The sequence below is a fragment of the Arsukibacterium sp. MJ3 genome (genome assembly GCF_000987765.1).
In the GTDB taxonomy this organism is placed as follows: Bacteria; Pseudomonadota; Gammaproteobacteria; order Enterobacterales; family Alteromonadaceae; genus Alishewanella.
The window spans coordinates 1-24618 of sequence record NZ_LAHP01000001.1; the positions used below are offsets into that span (position 1 = coordinate 1).

The following is a 24618-nucleotide window of genomic DNA, read 5'->3' on the forward strand; positions in this document are numbered from 1 at the left end:
TCCCAATTCAATAAATAAGCCCCTCTCGTAAGAGCTGGGGCTTTTTTATTGGCTGTGCAATGTTAGTACTACGCTAAAAGGCCCGCTCAAGCGTTTTAGGCGCTATGTTACTCTAACGATTTATCTCCCCAAAAAGCTATCCCAATCTTTCCATACTGGTTGCAAGCCTTGTTGCATCAGCGCGGCGGCTACTTGTTCTGGTGATCTGGTATCGTCAATGCTGAATTGCTCCAAGTTTTCCGGTGCAACACTATAGCCACCAGGTTGGGTTTTTGAACCGGCGCTAACGCTGGTGATCGCCAAGGGTACTGCGTGCTGACGAAACAGCGCTGATTCCCGGGTAGAGAGGCTAATCTCAAGCTCTGGCGCGAACAAACGAAAAGCGCAGATCAACTGGATCAACTCTTTATCACTGATAGACGTTGCAGCACTGTTGTTGCCGCCACCGTTACAAGGACGGATCCTGGGCACTGATAAACTAAAGCGGCTTTGCCAATACTGCTTTTGTAAATACTGCAGATGTTGCGCCAGGTAGATGGCATCAGTACGCCAATCCGTTAAGCCCAGCAGAATACCCAGGCCAATTTTATCAATACCCGCTTGGCCAACTCTGTCAGGCCCATCCAGTCGCCAGTTTATATCGGTTTTTTTGCCTTTTAGATGATACTGCTGATACGCTTGAGCATGGTAGGTTTCCTGATATAGCATTACTGCATCAACACCCAGTAATTTAAGTTTACTATATTCAACAGTGCTGAGTGGTTGCACTTCTAGCTGGACACTACTGAAGTAGCTACGAACTAAGGGTAGCATTTCGCAAAAATACTCAATGCCGACTTTGCGTTCATGCTCACCGGTAACCAGCAGAACCTGATCAATGCCTAATGCTTTGATAGCCTGACATTCTTGCTCCACTTCAGCATAGTTTAAGGTGCGGCGCTTCACTTTTTGGCTAAGGGAAAAACCGCAATAGGTACATTCATTGGCGCACAGATTAGATAAATACAGTGGGGCGAAAAACTGCACGTTATAACCAAAACGTTGCTGGGTTAAACGCTGTGCTTTGCTAGCCAGCTGAGCCAGAAACGGTAACGCGGCTGGCGATAGCAATGCCTGTAAGTCATCGAGAGTTAACCGGGTTTTCTGCAGCACGGTTGCTATCTGAAAGTGCGAGAAACTTCGACTTTTTAGTTGCCATTGTTGCCAGTTTTGCTGTTGCCAGTGGTTGTAAAAGCTCATAGCGCTGCCAAAAAGTCAGTGAATGGGCTTGACGCAGTAGCTTGTTGTTGCGGTGTTACCAAACCAGCCAGATAAGCCGTACGGCCGGCGTTGACCGCGTTAGCAAAGGCGCCGGCCATCGCTACCGGATCACTGCTGCTGGCAATAGCAGTATTTACCAGCACTGCCGCGGCGCCTAACTCCATAGCGGTAGCCGCATGAGAAGGCGCACCTAATCCTGCATCAATAATTACTGGTACCGTGGCTTGCTCAATAATAATCTCGAGCATGGCTCGGGTTTGCAAGCCCTGGTTGGAACCTATAGCAGCACCTAGCGGCATTACGGCAGCGCAACCTGCTTGCTCCAGCCGTTTACATAGCACCGGATCAGCACTGCAGTAGGGCAGCACCACAAACCCCAACTTGACCAGTTGCTCTGCAGCTAACAGGGTTTCAATTGGGTCTGGCATTAAATAACGTGGATCTGGGTGAATCTCCAGTTTAAGCCAGTTAGTTTGTAGCGCTTCACGCGCTAATTCTGCGACAAAAATTGCCTCTTTGGCAGTTTTCGCGCCGGAGGTATTCGGTAATAGTTGAATATTCAGGGCTCGAAGTGGGGCAAGTAACTCATCTTTTGGTTTCTTTAACTGCAGCCGTTTTAGTGCAAGGGTTACCAACTTACAACCACTGGCTATTACTGCTTGCTGCATTATTATTGGGCTTGAAAATTTGCCGCTACCGAGCAAAAGCCGGCTATTAAAATTTTGGTTTGCAATGCGCAGCATGCTTAGCCTCCGGTTACAATCTGAAATAGCTGTACGTTATCATCTGGCTGCAGCTGATACTCTGGCCATAATCGCTTGGCCAGAACCGTATTATTTATCGCAACTGCCAGACCTTCTGTTGGTAACTGCTGCTGTTGCAGTAATGTAGAAACGGTTGTTTCTGCAGTTAGCAACTGCAGGTGGTCGTTAAGCGTTATGTGCATAAAACTGCTCCACCCTGTGTTTAAATTTGAGAAATGCTTGTTCTGGTTGCCGCTGCCCGGTAATTGCTGACACCACGGCGACCCCATCGACTTCGCAAGCCAGTACTTTATCCAGTCGCTGTAAATTGATACCGCCTATAGCAACAGTAGGAATACCATGGCAAAGAGCCGCATAGCGCTTAAGGCGTTTTAGTCCCTGCGGCTGCGACAACATCTGCTTGGTTTGAGTAGCAAAAATATGGCCCAATGCAATATAAGAGGGAGTAAGTTGTTTTGCCCGCAGCAGTTCATAATAGCTATGGGTTGAAATTCCCAGCCGCAGGCCAGCTGCGGCGATAGCGTTAAGGTCAGCCAATGCCAGATCTTCCTGGCCCAGATGCACACCATAAGCGCCATATTTAATTGCCAGCTGCCAGTGATCATTAATAAACAACCGCAGGTTATAGTCGCGGCTAAGCTGTACCGCCTTGGCAATTTGTTGTTCAATTTGGTTGGTGCTGCCTTGCTTTATCCGTAGTTGAATCACATCAGGCTCTAGCGGCAGTAAGCGTTTCAGCCACATTACATTGTCGACAACCGGGTATAGCCCTATAGGGGTAGCCATACTGGCAAAACTGACCTTTTTAACGGTAGGTTCTTGCTGCCAATACAGCTTGGAGAAATATTGGTAATCAGTGGGCCAGCTATAATGCTGTAAACAACCAGGACCTTCACCGACAGAATAGCTGTGGCTTAACGCCTGTTGCAAATAAGCTCTGCCAACAATAATGCTGTCGCTAAGCGGGTAGTCTTGAGCACATACGGCGGCGATGGCACTGGACAACACACAACCAGTACCATGGTTATGCTTGGTATTGATTCTGCATTGCTGAAGTGCAAAACGGATATCTTTGCTGAAAAAATAGTCAGTGATATCACCGCCGATGTCGCCATGGCCACCCTTTACTAACACCGCTGCAGCGCCCCATGTTAATAACTGGGTCGCTTGGTTGGCAACGGTTGCCTGGGGCATAGCGCTTAATAAGGCTAATTCTGGCAAATTAGGGGTGATAAGGTCCAGCAGTGGCAGCAGTTGTTGCCGCCAGCTCTCTATAATAGCTTGGCTGGCAAAGTGATAGCCGCTACTGCTGCTTAGTACCGGATCCGCGATGATCATAAAGCCGCTAGCGGTTTTATGTTGGTGCAACCACTGTGCTAGTTGTGTTAATAATTTGGGCTCGGGAATAAGCCCTATTTTGATGACGTTAGGTGGCATATCCTGCAGCAGGCAATCTAATTGATTGGCAAATAGCGCTGGACTGACAGGTTCTACTCTGACTATCTGTGTGCTGTTTTGCGCAGTTATGGCGGCAATTACACTGCAGCCATGACAGCCCAGCGCATTAAAGGTATGTAAGTCAGCCTGAATACCGGCACCGCCGCCACTGTCGGAGCTGGCGATAGTCCAGACTATGGGTTTTTTAGCCATTGTTTGCTCTGCAATTGGTTTATGCATCACTTGGCGCCTCTTGTTGCTGAATTTGTTGGTTAAGTTTCATCGAGCAAAACTTCGGGCCGCACATTGAACAAAACTGCTCAGTGTCAGCCCCTTCATGGCTTAGCGTTTCATCGTGATAGGCTTTAGCAGTAAAAGGGTCCAACGACAGATTGTACTGATCTTGCCAGCGAAACTCGTAGCGGGCTTTGGAAAGCGCATTATCTCTTAACTGAGCTGCCGGATGGCCTTTGGCAAGATCGGCAGCATGGGCGGCAATTTTATAAGCAATAAGACCTTGCTTTACGTCTTCCTTGTTTGGCAGGCCCAGATGTTCTTTTGGTGTAACGTAACAAAGCATGGCACAACCAAACCAGCCAATCATCGCCGCACCAATAGCAGAAGTAATATGATCATAACCTGGCGCAATATCGGTAGTAAGCGGCCCAAGGGTGTAAAAAGGTGCTTCGTGGCAGTGCTTTAGCTGCTCGGTCATATTTTCTTGAATAAGCTGCATCGGCACATGCCCCGGCCCTTCAATCATAACCTGTACATCATAGCGCCAGGCAATTTTGGTTAGTTCACCCAAGGTGCGTAGTTCAGCAAACTGAGCTTCATCGTTTGCATCGGCAATACTGCCTGGGCGTAAGCCATCACCTAGGGATAGTGAAATGTCATAGGCGGCACACAATTGACAAATTTGCTCAAAGTGCTGATATAAAAAGCTCTCCTGATTATATAACCGAGTCCACTGCGCCATAATTGCGCCTCCACGCGATACAATGCCGGTAACCCGATTGGCCGTTAGGGCAACATAATCCTTCAATACACCGGCATGAATGGTGAAATAATCGACACCTTGCTCCGCTTGCTCGACCAAAGTGTCATAAAAAACTTGCCAATTAAGCTTACTAACATCACCATTTACTTTTTCCAGCGCCTGATAGATTGGCACAGTACCAATGGGCACCGGGCTGTTACGTAAAATCCAGTCGCGGGTTTGATGAATACGACGGCCAGTTGATAAATCCATCACCGTATCGGCTCCCCAACGGGTAGCCCATATCAGTTTTTCTACTTCTTCTTCAATACTGGAGCTAACTGAAGAGTTACCGATATTAGCATTTACTTTTACTTTAAAATTGCGGCCAATAATCATTGGTTCGGCTTCAGGGTGGTTAATATTAGCCGGAATAATGGCCCGTCCGGCAGCCACTTCTTGCCTGACAAATTCAGCGCTAATTTGGTTAGGGATTGCTGCACCGAAACTCTCACCCTGATGCGTTCTGACACCATCGCTAGCCGTTGCCATATTTTCGCGCAAGGCAATAAATTGCATCTCCAGGGTGATAATACCCGCGCGGGCATAGTGTAATTGGGTTACGGTGCTACCGGGTTTGGCTCTTAATGGCTGATGGTCAAATTCAGTGATCTGCTCATCCAGAGCAATGTCAGCAAACGCTGGCAACGGCGAAGGTTCAACATCGTTGCGGGCAGTAATCCATTGTTGTCGCAGCTTCGCCAGCCCTTTAAGCACATCTAATTGCTGCGCAGGATCACCATAAGGTCCAGATGTGTCATACACCGGCAGTGTGGAATTAACCCGTTCAGTGCCGTTAGCTAAGCGGGTAGGGGTAAGCTGGATATCCCGAACCGGTACCTGCACTTTGCTCTGTTCGCATAGCAAATAACGACGGCTGGAGCCGGGGAAAGTTTCACCCTGCAGCGCCTGAATATAAGCTCTGGCATGGGCACGTAAATCGCGTTTAGATAAGGTTTTATCAGACATAGCAAACTCCGGTTAACAAGTAAGGGTTGCTTGTCCGGAGTGGGGGCAGGTTGAAGCAGGCAGCAGATCCGTTGGGCGGAACTGTGCTCTGTTATTTGCTGTATTTCCCCTTGTTTCCCTTCGCAGGTATTAGCCTGATCAGGTTCAACGGATCCCGTTTTCACGGTCTCAGCCCGCTGTAAACAGCTGGGCACTCCGACAAGTACCCGCGGAGTATAAAGCCAGCCCGCTTAAATTGAAAGGCCGATTTGGTTGTTAATAAAGGTTACTCGTCGGAGTTGTTCGCCAGCGTGAATTAACTTATGTTGGCAGTTCGAGTCAGAATTAATAATTTAAAAAACATAATAATAAATGGGAATTACTATGAAAGATGTACTTTTTTTTAATTCAATGCTGACACCAAAGATTATTACTATTGTTTACTGGTTACTGCTATTTGCTGTGTTAGTCAGTGGTTTAGGCTCAATATTTACTGCTTATGGTAGTTTTTGGTCTGGGTTAGGAATTTTAGTATTTGGTAGCATTGGTGTGCGAATTTGGTGCGAATTATTAATTGTACTGTTTAAAATTCATGAGAACCTGAAAAAACTGGCTGACTCAGACTAAATAAACACCGGCTTTAACACCGGTATTTATCGATAGCTAAAGGCTTTGTGCATACAAATACAAAGCCTTTAAAATATTCATTTTCTGCTCATCACTAGCATGCTCATGCGTTAAATTCTCTAACAGTAAACTAAAGTCTTCCATGGTCAGGTTAGGGTTGTCGACGCCATGCATTAGTTTGTCGGTACGATAGCGTTGCCATTTTTGCTGCTCGCTGTCATTTAAACTTTGCGGGTAATTTCGGGCTCGATACAAAAATAGCAGACTGTTTAAGCGTTCATCAGTAAATAGTGGCGCTTTTACGGCCAGTTGTTCTGGTGTCAGTTGATGCAGTTGCAACATTTTCTGCTGGTCTGCATCACTACTAAACCCATTATATAATTGGTAATCAGGGTTAGTCTCTTTTGGGTAATCTGTTGGCTGCTGATAAAGCTCAACAACCTTTTGTTGCACTTGCCGATGCTGTTTAAACCACTCCAGATGCGCCAGGCAGCGGGCACGATCTATACCAAGCTCAGTGGCTCGTTCACCGCTTAATGCTTTGGCATTAGCTAGCACCGGGCATTTATTTAAGTGTATAAGCTTTAAACCCAGTCGTTCTTCACCTGCAGCTAAATCAGCCGTGCGGGTATAAAGTTTACTGGTTAACGTAGCGATGTCATCTGTTAATAAAGGCGAGGGATCGGCCTGCAGGTTATAACAAATAACGGCATTTTTATTGGTAGGATGAAAGGCCAGTGGCACTATCCAACTAATACAGCCAGAATTGGCAGGAAATTTTGATGAGACATGTACCAGTGGCGTTAAACCGGCAACGTCAATGAGCTCTGCCGTTTTAGCCTTTTTCCGCAGATCAAATAAATAACTAAATAGTTTTGGCTGTTTTTGTTTAATTAATTTAGCAATAGCAATAGTGGCATAAACGTCTGATAACGCATCGTGCGCGTGTTCATGAGTTAAACCATTGGCTTTAGTTAATGCTTCCAGTTTAAAGCTGGGGCTGCCATCTTCACGCATCGGCCAGTTTATTCCCTCAGGACGCAGTGCGTAGCAGGCCCTTACAACATCAATTAAATCCCAGCGGCTATTACCGTGCTGCCATTCGCGGCCATAGGGCTCATAAAAATTACGGTATAAGCTGTATCGGGTAACTTCATCATCAAACCGAAGGCTGTTATAGCCAAGCACGCAAGTGTTGGCAACACTAAAGCACCCAATAATGTGTTGCATAAATTCGCTTTCATTTAAGCCTTTTTTATTGCACAGTTGTGGTGTTAAGCCGGTAATCAATGCCGCTTGCGGATGAGGTAAATAATCATTTGCTAGTTGGCAGTACCAGACATCAGGTTCACTGATAATATTTAATTCTAAATCGGTGCGAATACCAGCAAATTGGGCAGGACGGTCGCGTTTTGGATCGGCGCCCCAGGTTTCAAAGTCATAAAAATATAAGCTGTCATCAGTCATCAGAGCATTCTTTAGCATAAAATTTTCGTCATTATAGCAAGTCGATATCTGGCTGCACCCGTTAAGTATGATAAAAAGTATTATAAATCATCGCACAGTACTGCGGTTCTACCGTAATTTACAGTTAACGAGTGACTATCACGGCATAGTAAATACTACATCAACAAATATAGGCTGAAAATGAAAACGATAAAAATACCAGCAATAACATTAAGTATATTGGTACTTGTAAGTGGATTTACTGAGGCTAAGGCTCCGGTAGGCATTGTGATCCATGGCGGTGCCGGTACCATTGAGCGCAGTCAGATGAGTGCTGAGCAACAACAACAGTATGAAGCAACCCTAACCGATGCTGTTAATAAGGGTTATCAATTATTAGCGGCGGGTGGCACAAGCCTGGATGCGGTAATCGCGGCGGTTACCCTATTGGAAGACTCCCCCTTATTTAATGCCGGTAAAGGCGCGGTATACACCTGGGATGAAACTCACGAGCTTGATGCTGCCATTATGACCGGGCAGGATCGTAAGGCAGGTGCGGTTGCCAGTGTTAGTAATGTCAAAAACCCGATCTTATTAGCGCGTGCGGTAATGGAGCATTCCGAGCATGTTATGTTAACGGGCAAAGGCGCGGAGCAGTTTGCTGACACGCAGCAACTTGAACTGGTAGAAAACAGTTATTTTAATACCGAGTTTCGCTATGAAGCATTAAAGCGCGCTAAGCAAGCAAAACAAGCACTACCACATCAGGCTGCAGTGCTGACCGATCCAAACTGGAAAATGGGTACCGTCGGTGCAGTGGCTATCGATAGCCAGGGTAACCTGGCCGCAGCAACCTCAACCGGCGGTATGACAGCCAAACGCTGGGGACGAATTGGTGACGTGCCGGTTATTGGCGCGGGTAATTTTGCCGACAACAGCAGCTGTGCAGTATCAGGTACTGGCCATGGTGAATACTTTATTCGTTATAACGTGGCATCCGATATTTGTGCTCGGGTTAAATACCAGGGAAAAACCGCGGCAACTGCAGCTGGAGAAGTAATGCGTGAATTACTGGCAGTGGGCGGTACTGGCGGCGTTATTGTTGTTGATCCTAAAGGAGAACTAAGCTGGGCATTTAATACCCCCGGCATGTATCGGGCTAAACGTAACGCTGCAGGTACAGTTGTTGAAATATTCGGCAATCAAAACGAAAAAACAAGCAATTAACACATGGTTGGCTACACTGACTACGTTGGATTAGGTTCGTTGTTTTGGAGGGTAATACATGGATCTACTTAAAGTGGCCGACTATATGCACCGTCATCCGGTAACATTTACCGTTGAAATGCCCGTCGAATTAGCGGTAGCCCGGCTAATAAAAGGTCGGCAGACGGGCGGGCCGGTTGTAAATAATGAGAATAAAATTGTTGGTTTTATTTCTGAACAAGATTGTCTGGCCCGGATGTTGATGTCAACATATCACGACCAGCAGGCAGCCCAGGTTGCTGACGTAATGAACTCACAGGTGTTAACAGTAAAACCTTATGACAATATTATCGATGTAGCTCAAATGATGTTAAAAATTAAGCCGAAGGTATATCCAGTAGTTGATGATGATGGTTACCTGCAGGGCATTATAACCCGTTCAGATGTGCTGGGGGCCATTGATAAAGAGCTCCATTCTCACTACAACCGGCTTGTTTCACGCTAAAGCTGGATTTTTACCCCGCTAGCTTGGTAGCATGGCGCCCTCTGATTTCTGAGGGTGTTATTTTGTCAGTTGAGCCTGTGTTATCTGCTGCATCGTTATATTCCAAACTACAAGACTGCTTGTTACCGGATCAGTTCCGGTTACGCCGGCGGCTGGCTAACAGCAAAAAATTAAATCCGCCCGCTAAACAGCAACAAGCACTTGAGGTTATTGCTGCAGATATAGCACGCTCTGCCGCGGCTCGCCTTGCCCGCCTGGCTGCAATGCCCCGCATTACCTATCCACTAGAACTGCCGGTAGCAGCAAGAAAAGAAGATATAAAAGCCGCTATTGCTGCTAATCAGGTGGTCATTATTGCTGGTGAAACCGGCTCAGGGAAAACAACTCAAATCCCGAAAATATGTCTGGAGCTTGGACGTGGCGTCGCCGGGACTATTGCGCATACTCAGCCTAGGCGTTTGGCCGCTCGAAGCGTTGCTGACAGAATTGCCCAGGAGCTGGCGTGTCAGGTGGGCCAGCAGGTGGGGTATAAAATCCGTTTTGGTGATCATACTAGTGCCCGTACGTTAGTTAAGTTGATGACTGATGGCGTGTTATTGGCAGAAATGCAGCAAGATCGGTTTTTAAATCAGTACGACACCATTATCATTGATGAAGCGCATGAACGTAGTCTCAATATCGATTTTTTGTTAGGGTATTTAAAGCAGTTACTGCCAAAGCGGCCCGATTTAAAATTAATTATTACCTCAGCAACGATAGATCCGCAGCGTTTCTCCCAACATTTTTTTGATGCGCCAATTATTGAAGTGTCGGGCCGCACTTATCCGGTTGAAACCCGTTATCGGCCTTACAGTGAGCAAACAGATAAAGATGCTGATCAGTTACAGGGTATTTTTGATGCCGTGGATGAGTTATATCGAGAAGCCCCCGGCGATATTCTGATTTTCTTAAATGGCGAGCGGGAAATTCGAGATACTGCCGAGGCATTGGATAAGCTTAATTTACCGCATACCGAAGTGTTGCCATTATACGCACGATTAAGTGCTGCCGAACAAAACCGCATATTTCAAAGCCATCCCGGGCGGCGTATTGTTCTGGCAACTAATGTTGCCGAAACCTCGCTTACCGTGCCGGGTATTCGCTATGTTATTGACCCGGGCACGGCCCGCTTATCGCGTTACAGTTATCGCTCTAAAGTACAGCAATTACCCATAGAAGCGATTAGCCAGGCTAGCGCCAACCAACGCAAAGGCCGCTGCGGGCGTGTGGCGGCGGGGATCTGTATTCGTTTGTACAGTGAAGAAGACTTTTTAGGCCGGTCTGAGTTTACTGATCCTGAGATTTTACGCACTAATTTAGCGTCAGTTATTATGCAAATGTTGGCGCTTGGTCTGGGTGATATTGATGCCTTCCCGTTTTTACAGCGCCCTGACAGTCGCTTTGTTAATGATGGTATAAAGCTGCTGGAGGAACTTAGCGCTATTGAACCGCAACGTGGCCGGCAGCAACTAAGTTTAACGGCTTTAGGTAAGCAATTGGCACGGTTACCTATTGATCCGCGTCTGGCCAGAATGGTAGTGGCAGCCAGTGACAATGCTGCACTAAACGAAGTATTGGTTATCGTTGCCGCGTTATCAATACAGGATCCACGCGAGCGACCGCTGGATAAACAGCAAAAAGCCGATGAGTGTCATAGTCGTTTTGTTGATACTGATTCCGATTTTAGCAGCTGGTTAAAGTTGTGGGCCTATTTGCAGCAACAACAAGATGACTTAAGTAATAATCAGTTTCGTCGTTTATGCCGCCAAGAGTTTTTAAATTACTTACGGGTACGGGAGTGGCAAGATTTAGTCAGCCAGCTTAGCCAGGTGAGCAAGGAGCAGGGGCTGACCTTCAATAGCAGTACGCCAGATTATCAACAATTGCACAGTGCTTTATTAACCGGCTTATTAGGCCAGATAGGTTTTAAAGACGTTGATGCAGATTATTTAGGGCCACGACAAACCCGTTTTTATGCTTTTCCCGGCAGTCATTTATTTAAACGCAAACCAAAGTGGGTGATGGCCGCAGAGTTGGTTGAAACCAGCCGGTTATATGCGCGTAGCCTTGCTAAAATTGAGCCAGAATGGATAGAACCCTTAGCCGCTCATTTGGTTAGTCGTAGTTATAGTGAGCCACATTGGCAAAAAAAACGTGGGGCAGTAATAGCGTTTGAGCAAGTGTCACTTTACGGTCTGGTTATCGTGGCCAAACGACCAGTGCTATATAGTAAAATTGATGAAGCCGTATGTCATCAACTGTTTATTCGTGAAGCACTGGTTAATCAGGATCTGGGTAGTAATGAAGCTTTTTTAGATTATAATCAGAAACTTATTGATAATGTTACGGCGTTGGAAGAAAAGTCACGCCGGCGCGATATTCTGGTTGACGAAGAAAGTTTGGCTGCTTTTTATGTCGAGAAAATTCCCAGCTGGGCCAATAACCGGATTGATTTCACTAAGTGGTGGAAAAAACAGCGCGGCATTGATGCCAGCTTTTTAAATTTTGACCCTGATAGCTTGTTAAACAGAGATACCAGCGACATTACCGCCGATAAATTTCCTGAAAGCTGGCGTCAGGGTAATGTAACGCTGCCATTAGTGTATCACTTTGCACCAACAGAGCCTGATGATGGTATTAGCGTTATTATTCCGCTAGCCTTGCTTAACCAGGTAGAAGATGTTGGTTTTGACTGGCTTATTCCAGCACTGCGGCATGAATTATTAGTGGCTTTGATAAAATCGTTACCGAAACAATATCGTCGTAATTTTGTGCCGGCACCAAACTATGCTGATGCACTACTGCAGCTGATTAGCCCAGAGCAGGGTACATTGCTGGAGGTAATAAGCCAGCGCTTAAAACGGATGTCTGGCCTGACCATTCCTGATGATGCCTGGGAATTAACCAGCTTAGCGCAGCATTTGAAAATGAACTTTAAGGTGGTCGATGACAATGGCACCGTAATACAGCAAAACCGCTCATTAAGCTTATTAAAGCAAGGTTTACAAGGTGAAGTGCAGCAAAGTTTAAGCCAGGTGGCTGAACAGGGTATTGAACAAAGCAAGCTAACTGAATGGAGCTTTGGCCAGTTACCACAGGAATATGTTAAGTTACAGGCCGGTTACGAAATAAAAGCCTTCCCGGCATTGGTAGATGAACGCGATTCAGTAGCCATTAAATTACTGGATAATCCGCAACAAGCTGCAGCAACTACTAGGCAGGGTTTACGGCGTTTGTTGCTGTTAAATGTGCCCTCACCCATAAAATATCTGCAGGAGTCACTACCGAATAAAGCAAAACTGGGGCTTTATTTTAATCCGTTTGGCCGGGTATTGGAGTTAATAGACGATTGTATTGCGGCAGGAGTAGACGCCTTGCTTGATAAAGTAGCGTTGCCAGAGAATGCCACAGATTTTATGGTACTGCGAGAGTCAGTTCGGGCTGAATTAGGTGATACTGTGGTGGCGATAGCATTAAAGGTTGAGCAAATTTTAACCTTAGGTCATGCTATTCAAAAGTTGCTAAAAGGCAAAGTTGACTTGGCGCATATTCAATCGCAGGGTGACATAAAACAGCAATTAACTGAGTTGGTTTTTAAGGGGTTCGTCAGTAGTCATGGTGCCGCCAGGCTGGATGATATTTTGCGGTATTTACAGGCAATGCAAAAGCGGCTGGAGAAATTGCCGGTGGATCCGCAGCGCGACCGGTTATTGATGCACGAATATCAAAAAGCGGCAGAAGCTTATGAGCACTTACTTGGTAAATTTGTTGGAAACAGTTTGCTATCTCAGCCCGTGCAGGCTATTTACTGGATGTTGCAGGAATTAAAAGTGTCATTACATGCACAGCAGCTGGGTACACCTTATCCTATTTCAGTGAAACGGATATTACATGCGGTGGCAGAGTTAAAAAGTGCATAACCCACATCGTGATTAAAAGAATAAGCTGGCATTAATCGAAAATCTGCTGATAGCTTGCGCCAGTGATTACGCTACTTTACACGCAGCATGGAAAGTTCTATAACTAGCATTGTAGTATTGACAGGGGAAAGTTATGTTAACAAAAGGCGATGGACGGCATTATTTCAGAATGATGGTAAATGCCGATGTGCAATTACAGCTAAATGATCCTGAAGCAGGCCGGATGATAGATGGTATTTGCCGTGATTTAAGTGCATCTGGTATGTCAGTTGATATCGATGAACCACTGGAAATGGGGACGTTGATTAAAATACGCTTAGAATCTAATAACGCCAGTATTTCACCACTGGATGCCACCGCGAAAGTGGTGCGCTGCGCTCAGGAAAGTGAAGCGTGTTATCAGATAGGCCTGGCCTTTATGGAATTAAATTAAACCAACAGTAATTGCCGGTTTAATTTAATATTACGGTTAATAGCGCAGCTTAGCCTAGTGTGCAAATTAACCCTTTCAGATAATGGCCTTCCGGGAATGTGCTTAATACCGGATGGTCGCTATCTTGCTGTAATCGCTCTAAAAACTGGCAATGTCGTTTAGCATCCAGCGCGGCATCGGCTACCACTTTCTGAAACAAGCTGTCTTCCATTAAACCGGAGCAGGAAAACGTAAATAACAATCCACCGGGCTTGACCAGTTGCATAGCAATCATATTAATATCTTTATAGCCCCGACAGGCCCCAACTAATTGGCTTTTGTTATCGGCAAACTTTGGTGGATCCAGGATCACCAAGTCAAATTGAACCCCTTGCTCCCGATAGTGGCGTAACTGTTTAAATACATCGGCTTTTACCTGCTCTATCGCGCTTAACGCTAAATGATTCAACTGCGCATTACGATGAGCGGTGGCCAGGGCCAATTCAGATAAATCAATATTGGTCACTTTACTGGCCCCACCTTGAAGGGCAGCAACAGCAAAAGTACCGGTATAGCTAAAGCAATTTAAAACCGTTTTTCCTTTGGCGTAACGCTTAACGGCTTGGCGGTTAGCACGTTGGTCGAGGTAGAAACCAGTTTTATGGCCATTAATTACATTTACCAGTAACGCCATGCCATGTTCGGTAATAATGACTTCACCATCGCTGCGTGGTAAGTGTAACCAACCTGTGGTGGGCTCTAAACCTTCTTTCTTTCGAACATCCGCATCGGAACGCTCGTAAATACTATGTTCCGGGAATAATTGGATCAAGGCGGCTAGCAGCAGCTTGCGGCTGGCTTCAGCACCAGCGGATAACAGTTGGCATACCAGCACATCGGCATATTTATCGATAGTAATGCCCGGCAAACCGTCAGATTCTCCGGCGATTAATCGCACAGCGTTAGTGCTTTGCTGATCAAACAAGCGTTGTCGCAACTGCCAGGCATTTGCTAGCGTGTTATAAAAAAACTGGGCATCGATAGCCTGCTCTTGCACAAAGGTCCAGACCCTGGCGCGAATTTGCGAGCGGGGAGAATAGGCTGCCCTCGCTAACCATTCACCTTTACTGCTAAGCACATCGACAATATCACCACTGTTGGGTGTACTGATAACCTGACTAATGGCGTTAGAAAAAATCCAGGGATGCTGCCGCTTTAACGCTTTCTCTCGACCTGGGGCCAAAATAATAGCGGGACTTATAGTTTGCTTGCTCATGCGCTTAGTTACACTGTGCTAGACTAAAAGGCGTATTTTAGTGAAGCTTGCACTAAAGCTAAAGGAAAAACTGTCAATTGACGGTAAATAGAGTGGTTATGATGAAAATCCCGCGGGACATGCAAGTGATGATGGTAATGCAGCCGGGTAAAAACAGTACCCTTGAGTTACAACAGCGGGCTATGCCCATTATCAAGCCGGGTCAGTTACTGCTTAAAGTGCACGCTGCAGGAGTAAACCGGGCTGACTTAATGCAGCGCCAGGGGCTTTACCCTGCGCCGGCCGGTGAAAGCGACATTCTGGGCTTAGAAGTAGCAGGTAGTGTTGTGCAGGTTGGCAGCAACGCTGATGAACATTGGTTAGGTGAAGAGGTATTTGGTATCGTTGCCGGCGGTGGTTACGCAGAATATGCGGTGTTACAGGCAAACCACGCCATTAAAAAACCACTATGCTGGAATTGGTCGCAGGCGGCTGGGGCGGCGGAAACGTTTTTAACAGCCTATCAGCTGTTATTTACCCTTGGTAAGCTAAAGGCGGGCCAACGCGTCCTGCTGCACGCCGGTGCCAGTGGTGTGGGCACCAGCGCTGTGCAATTAGCAACGGTTGCCGGCGCAGAGGTTGCAGTAACGGTAGGCCGGCCAGATAAAGTGCAAGCCTGCTTAGCACTAGGCGCTAAGATTGCTATTAATTACCAACACAGTAACTTTGCCAGCGAGTTGGCCTTAAGCTGGCCGGAGGGCGCTGATATTATTCTTGATCCGGTAGCCGGCAGTTATCTTAACGATAACGTGAAAGTATTAGCTGAGGATGGCGTCATTATCGTTTATGCCTTGATGGGAGGACGCTTAATAGAGAAATTTGACCTGGCTCCATTGTTTAAAAAACGTGGCCGGATAATTTGTAGTACTTTGCGTAACCGCAGTAATGAGTATAAAACCAGTTTAACAGCGGCATTTACTGCTGCCTATGGGCAAGCAATGGCCGAGGGGCAAATTGCACCGCTTATTAACCAGTGTTTTGGCTGGGAAAATGCCGAGCAAGCGCATAATATGATGGTAAATAACGATAATATTGGTAAATTAGTACTAACATTTTAAGCTTTTGGCATAATAACAAGGATAACCCCGGATAATGTCGATTGGTAATGTAGGTAAATCCAATTTTACTAAGGCAGTAAAAACATTATTAAATCGTATCTACGATGCCACGCCGGTTGCCGATTCTCTTTTTGAGCAAGCCGTTAATTGGTTTGCTAATCACGCTGAGCGTCAGCAGCAGCGAGCAGAGCTGGAACAACAGCTGTTGCTTTTTAAAGACCGTCAGAGCAACGTAAGCAAAGGGCAGCAAGCATTAATTGAGCGTAACTTGCAGCAGGCACAACGTGAGCAAGAGCTGTTTATACAGCAGCAGCAGGATGAGAATACCCTGCGCTACGATGCATTACGACGTTTATGTCTGGATATTCTGACATTATCGGAAAGTGACTCGTTTGCAGAGACTAATACTCAGACGGCAAAAATGCTGGGTACTATACAATTAATGTCGCCTACGGTTGGTAAGAACGTCGCCTTATCAAATCAGAAAAGTAAACATTTGTACAAAGCCTTACTCAGTCTTCGCTTGTTAGATCGCCTACTGCTAGATAAGCATATAAGTCATCCGTTTATTCTGAATCGAAAACAGGCAATGGCTGATACCCCGCCTGACAGCCCTTATCAGCCTTTTCGAGATGATATTCAAGTACCGCTGTTAATGGCGGCACTGCTACAGGATATTGGCAGCTGCCATCCTGATGCGTTGCACATATTAAAAGGGCCGGCCGGCGATCTTGATGAATTTCGAATATTAGAAAATGACGAGCGGACTGAATTGCTGAAAACAAGCTATCGGGAGGGGCTGAACTTTGTGGTGCAAGCGCTTGGGGTAGGGGTTTATCAGGGTAATTCCAAAGTAGAGCGAGACAGTTATCTGCAAAACGAACGGGAAAAGCAATCTTTTTTGATATTTCTATTAAAAAATGCCATTAAACCCGAGCATGGTGTGGGTAATTTATTGAAAATTCCACAAATTTATACCTCAGTAGTGCTATCAACTAAAGCTAATTACAGTTATGACAGCCTGCCTAAGGTGGGGTTAGTATTAGAAAAAGGGGTAGAAAAAGGCGTTTATAGCCAGCTCGCCGTCGCTGGCCTGCTGCAAATAACCGGCACTTTTCCGCAGGGATTTGGAGTAACGTATATTCCAAAAGGTTCTGATCGGCAGGATATGGACCGCTATGAATATGCCATTGTAACTAGTTTATATCCGGACGATCCGCGGGTGCCGGTGTGTCGGATAGTAACCCGCAATCTTACGTATGCAGTTTCTGCACAGGGTTGTACGGTAAGTGTCGAGAATAACTTATATTATCCGCATGCTAGGAAAAAATTGGAGCGAATAAGTGAAGAGCGCTTATTAGAAATCTTAAGTAAATTAGTCTCTAACTTTGAAGAGCGTAAAAACATGGCACTGTTACCAAAATGTTGGCATCCGACAGAGTATTTTTCTTATACTAAGAATCAGAACTTATGGAACAACGCTTTGATTAATCCAAACTAACCATTAATCGGCTTTTGGCTGTTGTGGCAACTCTGCTGTTGTTACTGAAGCTTCAAACACTGCGGTGTCTGCTTCTGCTTCATGTGCTGCCGGGCAGGCTATATCAGCGGTAGCATCTGTCAGTGGCTCGTTACGCATTTGCTGCTGAACTAATGCTTCATCAACCCGCGGATCTAGTGCTGCTGCCAGCGGTGAAGATACTAAATCGCCTGACGCCATCTGATAATCTGATGACTGTTGCTGCGCTAGCATCCGCTTGGCCATTTTCTGATTATAATTAACCCGTTGTAGCCGAATAAATAAAATTAAGCACGCCACCGCCATATAACCATACAGCATACTGTTACCCAGTAATTGCATCATTCCCGAGGCAATTAGCGGGCCTATGGTTGCACCAATACCAAACGTCAGCAAAATAGTGGCTGACAAGGCGACCCGGTCTTGTGCTTCAATATGCTGGTTTGCCAGTGCCGTCGCCAGTGGATATAGCGTAAAAGCCAAGATACCGAAGCAAAACGTCATGCCAATTAGCAGTGGCCCTTTTATGGGCAATATCGCCATTGTTAGCACTAGTAAGCCTAATAAGGCACTGTTAACCCGCAATAATCGACTACGGGGTATTCTATCTGACAACTTACCCATCGGCCATTGCGCCAATAGCCCGGCCATAATAGTGGCCGACATAAATAGCGCAATTTCTTTCGTGGATAAACCCGAGCCTGCAGCAAACGCCGGTGCTAAACCATAGAATGAACCTGAAATGCCACCTGCCATTAAAATTGTGGTGAGCGATTGTGGCACCTGGCGCCAGAATGGCAAAATTTTCAGTGGTGCCAGGTGCAGTGGTGCCGGGTGAATACGACGGGTCAGGGCGATAGGCACAATACATAAGGCGTAACACATGCCAACCAGTAATAATGGTTTTAACCCCAACTCCGGGAAAAATGACAACACGGTTTGACCCGCCACCATTCCAAAGTAAGAGACAATCATATAACTGGCAAACACGGTACCGCGTTGATTGGTTTCTGCTTGCTCGTTTAACCAGCTTTCTAACACCATGTACTGGCACATCATACCAGTACCCACTAATAGCCGCAGTACCAGCCAGATTTGTAAGTCAGAGGTAAGCGCATGCCCCAGTGCGGAAGCAGTAACCATTCCGGCACTGGCGACAAAGGTGCGGATATGCCCAACCCGACCAATTAGCTTATGACCAAGCTTAGAGCCCAGCACCAGCCCAAGATAATAAGCCGACATCATACCGCCAATCCACAGCTGTGCTATACCGTCTGCTGCCAGCGATAACCCCAGATAGGTCGTTAACAAGCCAGCACCCAATACCATGATTAGGGTGCTGGCAAATAACGACGAAAAACTGCGAAACGGGCTGGCCACCGGTTTATTTTACCCTCATTCCTGCAGTAGCGCCGTCATCCGGGCTCAGAATAAACAACTCGCTACCGCCCGGGCCTGCGGCCAGCACCATACCTTCTGATAAACCAAAGCGCATTTTACGGGGCGCCAGATTCGCGACCATGACCGTGCTACGGCCGACTAAATCTTCCGGTACATAAGCGGCCTTAATACCGGCGAATACCTGGCGGGTTTCACCGTTACCAATATCCAGTTGCAACTGCACCAGTTTGTCGGCGCCTTCTACGGCACTGGCCGCGACTATCCGGGCTACCCGTAAATCAATTTTTGCAAAGTCATCAATGCTAACGGTGTCGCTAATCGGCTCACGTTCGCGGCTAGTCACTGTATTGCTGTTAACCATGGTTGTTGGCGCTTGAGGTGTCGCTTGCAAATTTTCGGTGGAGGCAGCAACCATAGCAGCGACTTTTAGCGGGTCAACCCGTTGCATCAAGGCTTGAAACGGATTTATAGCATGGTCAACTAATGGGCTCTGGTAGGTGTTCCAGCTAAGCTCACTGTTTAAAAATAATTCCACTTCACCGGCCATGACGGGTAATACGGGTTTTAAATAATGCATTAATACCCGGAACAAGTTAATGCCCATTGAACAGACTGCATGCGCTTCCTGCTGACGGGCTTCATCTTTCACCAATACCCAGGGTGCTTTGTGATCAATATACTGGTTAGCTTTATCAGCCAGCGCCATAATGTCACGAATAGCTCTGGCAAACTCGCGTTTCTCAAAACTATCAGCAATGCTGTCACCCGCTGCCACAAAACCGTTTAATAAGGCGGGTTCAGCTACCGTGGCGGCCAGCTTGCCGTCAAAGCGTTTGCTGATAAAACCGGCGCAGCGGCTAGCAATATTAACCACCTTACCGACTAAATCGGCATTCACTTTTTGAGTGAAATCATCTAGGTTTAAATCCAGATCAGTAATGCCGGAAGTAAGCTTTGAGGCAAAATAATAGCGCAGGTATTCCGGGTTTAAGTTATCCAGATAGGTGCGGGCTTTAATAAAGGTGCCGCGAGATTTAGACATTTTCGCGCCATTAACCGTAACAAAACCATGAGCATAAACGGCGTTAGGTTTTCTAAAGCCAGCGCCTTCTAACATAGCTGGCCAGAACAAACTATGGAAATAAATAATATCTTTGCCAATAAAATGATAAACCTCGGCGCTAGAATCGGGCCGCCAGAAACTGTCAAAATCAATATTATGTTGGTTACAGTAGTGTTTAAAACTGGCTAAGTAGCCTATTGGCGCGTCTAGCCAAACGTAAAAAAACTTGCCGGGTGCCCCGGGTATTTCAAAACCAAAGTAGGGGGCGTCGCGGCTAATGTCCCACATTTGTAAACCATCGTTAAACCACTCTTGCAGTTTGTTGGCCATTTCTTCTTGCAGGGCGCCGCTGCGGGTCCAGTCTTGCAGCATCTGACTAAAAGCGGGCAAATCAAAAAAGTAGTGTTCAGAATCTTTTAATACCGGGGTAGCACCTGATACCACTGAGCGTGGGTTTTTAACATCTGTTGGGCTGTAAGTTGCCCCACAGACATCGCAACTGTCGCCATTTTGATCTACGGCACCGCATTTAGGGCAGTCGCCTTTGACAAAACGGTCAGGTAAAAACATGTTTTTCTGTGGATCGTACAATTGGCTAATAACTTTACGTTTAATATAACCGGCCTGGTCCAGACGCTGATAAATAAGACTGGCAAACTCGCGGTTCTCTTCGCTATGGGTCGAGTAATAATTATCAAAACCAATAGCAAAGCCAGCAAAATCAGCTTCATGTTCAATTTTTGTTTCGGCAATCATCTGCTCCGGATCCATGCCCTGCTGCTGGGCCTTCAGCATAATAGGGGTACCATGGGCATCATCAGCGCAAACGTAATAGCATTCATGCCCTCGCGCTTTTTGAAAACGTGACCAAATATCCGTTTGAATATATTCAAGCAAATGACCTAAATGAATAGGGCCATTGGCATAGGGTAAAGCGCTGGTGATCAAGATTTTCCGTGGCGGCATCAGGGGGTGCTCTTTGCATAAATTACTAAAAAATGATGGCTTAATGATACAATAGCCAGCATCAAATCGCATCTGCCAATGCCCCAATGTGGCAAAAATGCGGCAAAAAACCGCTATTTCTTTCAGATTTGGAGTAACAATGTTCAATTGGTTGAAAAAGTCAGCAGAAAAACCAACTTCAGCTATCGGTAATACTGAAAAAGCTAGCCCTGGACATGCTAACGTTGAGTTAACCACCTTGCTAGATTCATTGCGTGCAAGTGAGCCGGTAAAAGCCAATATTCAGCACATTGTGCTGGTGGCGTCGGGTAAAGGCGGCGTTGGTAAGTCGACTACGGCGGTTAATTTAGCCACCACTGTGGCTACTATGGGGCTGCGCACCGGCTTGCTTGATGCCGATATTTATGGGCCGTCTATTCCGATAATGCTCGGGTTGGAAGGGGCTAAGGCCGACTCTCCTGACAATAAATTGCTTAATCCAAAGCACGCTTTTGGTTTGAGCTTACAATCTATTGGTTTTTTGGTTGACCCAAGCCAGGCGTCAGTGTGGCGCGGGCCAATGGCCAGTCAGGCATTATTGCAGCTGATTAACGAAACCTTATGGCCCGATTTAGACATACTGATTGTTGATATGCCGCCAGGTACCGGCGATATTCAACTTACTCTGGCACAGAAGCTTAGTGTAAGTGGTGCTGTTATTGTTACCACTCCGCAAGATGTGGCGTTAACCGATGCCGGAAAAGCCATTGCCATGTTTAATCAGGTTAAGATCCCGGTGCTTGGCCTGATAGAAAATATGAGTTATTACCTGTGCCCGCATTGTGGCGAAAGCGATGATATTTTCGGCACAGCCGGTGGTGTTAAATTAGCCGAGCGTTATCAGGTGCCGGTGCTGGGCCAGTTGCCACTGCAGCGAGAAATTCGTGAACATGCTGATCGGGGTGAGCCGGCGGTATTAAAGCTGCAGCCAATTGCTGAAATATACCGTACAATCGCCTGGCAAATGTTAATCAATATAACCGGTGCCAGCGCGCCAGTGGTTAAAATTATAATAACGGATGATTAAGCATGAGATTGAGTGACCGCGATATAGAACGTTACCTGGCTGAAGGTAAAATTGGCATTACCCCGGCACCCGATGCCGATATGATCAGCGGTGTTAGTGTTGATATTCGCCTCGGCAATAAATTTCGAGTGTTTCAGGCGCATGCTGCCCCCTTTATTGACTTAAGTGGTCCGCGGGCCGAGGTTGATGCCGCACTGAACTCGGTGATGAGTGATGAAATTTATATTGCCGATGATCAGGTGTTTATTTTGCATCCCAGTGAGTTAGCGTTAGGCGTAACCCAAGAGTCAGTGCGTTTGCCGGCTGATATTGTCGGTTGGCTGGATGGCCGCTCGTCTTTGGCCCGTTTAGGTTTAATGGTTCATGTTACGGCACATCGCATTGACCCGGGCTGGTCTGGCAATATTGTACTGGAATTTTATAATAGTGGTAAATTGCCATTAGCGCTGCGCCCACATATGAAAATTGGTGCGCTTAATTTTGAATTAATGACCACCCCAGCCGATCGGCCCTATAATACCCGTGCCGACGCCAAGTATCGTCAACAAACTGGTGCCGACGCCAGCCGTATTGGTCATGACGATAAAAGCTAACTATTTTTTGCTTAACGGTAATAAAAAACCCACGCATTTGCGTGGGTCAAAAGCTATAAAGCAAAAATGAAGCAGGATTATTATGCAATAAAGCTGCATAGCTTGGCAATGCGCTGTTCACTATTATTTGATTATTTTATTCCGTTACCACAGAGGCATCGACATGCAATTATTTGGCTCACAAACCTCCCCATATGTGCGGCGCATTCGTCTGTTATTGGCCGATGCAGCCTATGAATATATAAATATGAATATTTTTGAAGAGACTGATCGCCATACGCTAGCGGTAATGAACCCTACGTTACGAATTCCAATGCTGCTTGATAACGAGCAGGTTATTTTTGACTCAACCGTCATTTATCGTTATCTGACTCAAAACACTACCACAGCACCACTAAGTTGGTATCAGGAGAATCAGTTAACCGTGATTAACGCCGTCAATGACTCACTGGTTATGCTTTATCAATGCAGTCGTAGTGGTTTTGATACTAACGACGATAAACTCTTTTTTAACTTACAGCGCGAGCGGATCGCCAGCTCAATGTTTGTGTTGGAGCAACAAGCGGCTAATGGCGAATTTGCCAACTGGAACTATATCGCAATAGCACTTTATAGCTTGCTGGACTGGACCGCATTTCGGCAGTTAATGGAATTGGATGATTATCCGGCGTTATTAGCTTTTATGCAGCAACATCAGCAACAGTCGTTTGTTAGTAAAACGGATCCGCGCCTTAGCTAAGGCGCTTACTTTGCCGCTTTTAGCAGTATTGGTTCAATTAATACGCTTTGGTTGGCATCAGATAACCAAATTTGGCCTTCGCTAACATTACATTGCAGCTGCATGTTGCGGTTAACCAAGCCTGCCATTGCTTTAACCGCCTCTTCTGGAATGTCGGTTACCTGCAAGTTCTGATAGCGCTGCAGTGCTGGCTCAATATTTTTCCACCATACCGGCACACTGCGGCCACCATAGCAAAATAGGTGAACCTGGCGTGCACGGCCGCAAGCTTTACGCAACCATTTCTCATCAGGTTGGCCAAACTCAACCCATAAATTAATGTTGCCGGTAAGGTCGCAATCCCACAGTTCGGCCTGATCTGCATCCGCACTTAAGCCTTTGGTAAAACTTAAGCTGGTCGAAGCATTAATCACAAAAGCTAATAACCGTACCATCATGCGCTCATCATTTTCAGACGGGTGCTGTGCCAGCGTTAAACTATGGTCTTGATAATAATTGCGGTCCATATCTGCAATTTGCAGCTGAACTTTGAAAACGGTCGCTTTAAGTGCCATATCGTTATTCCGGCCATTAAAAAACCGCAGTGTAACGCAGCACTGCGGCTATAGCATTAAAAACAGCTTAGTTAGTGGCAGTACTAAATAACGCATTTACTTTTTGCCAGTTAACAATTTGCCACCAGGCACTGGCGTAGTCACCACGCTTATTCTGATACTGCAGGTAATAGGCATGCTCCCACACATCTAGCGCCAGTATTGGCGTACCTTGTACCTCCACCATATCCATTAATGGATTATCCTGATTGGGAGTAGAGGTAACCACCAGCTTATTGTTGCTATCAACAATAAGCCAGGCCCATCCTGAACCAAAGCGGGTTGCCGCAGCCTGATTAAAGGCATTTTGTAGTGCAGGTAACGAACCAAAATCACGTTTTATGGCTTCGGCAAGTTGCACAGACGGTTCACCGCCCTGGCCTGGCGGGGACAGTAGCTGCCAAAACAGCTGATGATTATAATGGCCGCCGCCATTATTGCGCACCGCCGCATTGTAACGCGACATGCGCGACATAATAGCTTCGAGCGGCAGTTTGGCTAATTCCGGAAAGGTTTCAAGCTGACCATTTAAGTTATTTACATAAGCCTGATGGTGTTTCCCATGATGAATTTGCATGGTTTGTTCATCAATAACCGGCGCCAGTGCATCAGCAGCGTAGGGCAGTGGTGCCAGGGTAAACGTCGCCGCAGCAGCGACAGTGCTTAGTGACATGAACGTTGCAATTAACAACGATTTGGCAG

General features: G+C 46.3%; 20 protein-coding genes, 1 pseudogene and 1 riboswitch. Of the genes and pseudogenes, 10 read left to right on the forward strand and 11 right to left on the reverse strand.

From position 1 onward, the window contains the following. Window positions 1-120 precede the first annotated feature (120 nt). The 5 genes and pseudogenes from thiH to thiC form a co-directional block, all read right to left on the reverse strand. Complete coding sequence (gene thiH, locus VT06_RS00005) at window positions 121-1239, reverse strand: 2-iminoacetate synthase ThiH (protein WP_046552219.1); 1119 nt, start codon at window positions 1237-1239, stop codon at window positions 121-123. Beyond that, window positions 1236-2003: a thiazole synthase gene (locus tag VT06_RS00010; protein ID WP_046552220.1), complete on the reverse strand. Its 768-nt coding sequence runs from the start codon at window positions 2001-2003 to the stop codon at window positions 1236-1238. Before VT06_RS00010 ends, thiH begins: the two co-directional genes overlap by 4 nt. Before the next feature lie 2 nt (window positions 2004-2005). Beyond that, the gene (gene thiS, locus VT06_RS00015) at window positions 2006-2206 is read right to left on the reverse strand and encodes a sulfur carrier protein ThiS (RefSeq protein WP_046552221.1); all 201 of its coding nucleotides are present in this window, start codon (window positions 2204-2206) and stop codon (window positions 2006-2008) included. Further along, window positions 2190-3701 carry a thiamine phosphate synthase gene (thiE, locus tag VT06_RS00020; protein WP_052750113.1) on the reverse strand — a complete coding sequence of 504 codons (1512 nt, stop codon included), beginning with the start codon at window positions 3699-3701 and terminating at the stop codon, window positions 2190-2192. The genes thiS and thiE overlap by 17 nt, the downstream gene beginning before the upstream one ends. Before the next feature lie 16 nt (window positions 3702-3717). Continuing rightward, window positions 3718-5469: pseudogene (thiC, locus tag VT06_RS00025) on the reverse strand (phosphomethylpyrimidine synthase ThiC); the annotation flags it as partial. Between the two features lie 97 nt (window positions 5470-5566). Beyond that, window positions 5567-5677, reverse strand: a riboswitch (TPP riboswitch). Window positions 5678-5832: 155 nt separating this feature from the next. On the opposite strand from thiC, the gene VT06_RS00030 reads away from it, so the two are divergent. Then, a complete protein-coding gene (locus VT06_RS00030) occupies window positions 5833-6075 on the forward strand; it encodes a DUF4282 domain-containing protein (protein ID WP_046552223.1) in 243 nt (80 codons plus the stop codon). A 36-nt stretch (window positions 6076-6111) separates the two neighbouring features. On the opposite strand, the gene sbcB is transcribed toward VT06_RS00030, so the two are convergent. After that, window positions 6112-7560, reverse strand: coding sequence for an exodeoxyribonuclease I (gene sbcB, locus VT06_RS00035; RefSeq protein ID WP_235357305.1), 1449 nt, complete (start codon window positions 7558-7560; stop codon window positions 6112-6114). A 162-nt stretch (window positions 7561-7722) separates the two neighbouring features. Between sbcB and VT06_RS00040 the strand changes: the two genes are divergently transcribed. From VT06_RS00040 to VT06_RS00055, 4 genes are all read left to right on the forward strand, one after another. Next, window positions 7723-8748 (forward strand): isoaspartyl peptidase/L-asparaginase family protein, encoded by a 1026-nt coding sequence (locus VT06_RS00040; RefSeq protein ID WP_046552225.1) that lies wholly within the window; start codon window positions 7723-7725, stop codon window positions 8746-8748. Window positions 8749-8806: 58 nt separating this feature from the next. Next, window positions 8807-9232 (forward strand): CBS domain-containing protein, encoded by a 426-nt coding sequence (locus VT06_RS00045; protein ID WP_046552226.1) that lies wholly within the window; start codon window positions 8807-8809, stop codon window positions 9230-9232. Window positions 9233-9294: 62 nt separating this feature from the next. Further along, entirely contained in the window at window positions 9295-13191 is a 3897-nt protein-coding gene (gene hrpA, locus VT06_RS00050) for an ATP-dependent RNA helicase HrpA (protein WP_046552227.1), read from the forward strand. Between the two features lie 133 nt (window positions 13192-13324). Next, window positions 13325-13624 (forward strand): PilZ domain-containing protein, encoded by a 300-nt coding sequence (locus VT06_RS00055; RefSeq protein WP_046552228.1) that lies wholly within the window; start codon window positions 13325-13327, stop codon window positions 13622-13624. Between the two features lie 49 nt (window positions 13625-13673). Here VT06_RS00055 and VT06_RS00060 read toward each other — a convergent pair whose 3' ends face one another. Next, entirely contained in the window at window positions 13674-14879 is a 1206-nt protein-coding gene (locus VT06_RS00060; RefSeq protein WP_082122404.1) for a class I SAM-dependent methyltransferase, read from the reverse strand. 98 nt (window positions 14880-14977) lie between these two features. On the opposite strand from VT06_RS00060, the gene VT06_RS00065 reads away from it, so the two are divergent. Together VT06_RS00065 and VT06_RS00070 are read left to right on the forward strand one after the other, a co-directional pair. Beyond that, window positions 14978-15976, forward strand: a complete 999-nt coding sequence (locus VT06_RS00065; RefSeq protein ID WP_052750114.1) for an NAD(P)H-quinone oxidoreductase — start codon at window positions 14978-14980, stop codon at window positions 15974-15976. Between the two features lie 34 nt (window positions 15977-16010). Next, window positions 16011-17477: a hypothetical protein gene (locus VT06_RS00070; protein WP_046552229.1), complete on the forward strand. Its 1467-nt coding sequence runs from the start codon at window positions 16011-16013 to the stop codon at window positions 17475-17477. A 3-nt stretch (window positions 17478-17480) separates the two neighbouring features. Here the strand turns inward: VT06_RS00070 and VT06_RS00075 are convergent, their stop codons facing one another. Together VT06_RS00075 and metG are read right to left on the reverse strand one after the other, a co-directional pair. Beyond that, entirely contained in the window at window positions 17481-18875 is a 1395-nt protein-coding gene (locus tag VT06_RS00075) for an MFS transporter (RefSeq protein WP_046552230.1), read from the reverse strand. A 4-nt stretch (window positions 18876-18879) separates the two neighbouring features. After that, window positions 18880-20925 (reverse strand): methionine--tRNA ligase, encoded by a 2046-nt coding sequence (gene metG, locus VT06_RS00080; RefSeq protein ID WP_046552466.1) that lies wholly within the window; start codon window positions 20923-20925, stop codon window positions 18880-18882. 139 nt (window positions 20926-21064) lie between these two features. Here metG and apbC point away from each other — a divergent pair, with 139 nt between their 5' ends. The 3 genes from apbC (at window position 21065) to VT06_RS00095 (ending at window position 23323) form a co-directional block, all read left to right on the forward strand. Next, on the forward strand, window positions 21065-21991 hold the full coding sequence (gene apbC, locus VT06_RS00085; RefSeq protein WP_046552231.1) for an iron-sulfur cluster carrier protein ApbC: 927 nt from the start codon (window positions 21065-21067) through the stop codon (window positions 21989-21991). A gap of 2 nt (window positions 21992-21993) precedes the next feature. After that, entirely contained in the window at window positions 21994-22584 is a 591-nt protein-coding gene (dcd, locus tag VT06_RS00090; RefSeq protein ID WP_046552232.1) for a dCTP deaminase, read from the forward strand. A gap of 163 nt (window positions 22585-22747) precedes the next feature. Continuing rightward, complete coding sequence (locus VT06_RS00095; RefSeq protein ID WP_046552233.1) at window positions 22748-23323, forward strand: glutathione S-transferase family protein; 576 nt, start codon at window positions 22748-22750, stop codon at window positions 23321-23323. 5 nt (window positions 23324-23328) lie between these two features. On the opposite strand, the gene VT06_RS00100 is transcribed toward VT06_RS00095, so the two are convergent. Continuing rightward, window positions 23329-23877 (reverse strand): YaeQ family protein, encoded by a 549-nt coding sequence (locus VT06_RS00100; protein WP_046552234.1) that lies wholly within the window; start codon window positions 23875-23877, stop codon window positions 23329-23331. A gap of 67 nt (window positions 23878-23944) precedes the next feature. Further along, window positions 23945-24589, reverse strand: a complete 645-nt coding sequence (locus VT06_RS00105; RefSeq protein WP_200897875.1) for a superoxide dismutase — start codon at window positions 24587-24589, stop codon at window positions 23945-23947. Window positions 24590-24618: the final 29 nt, after the last annotated feature.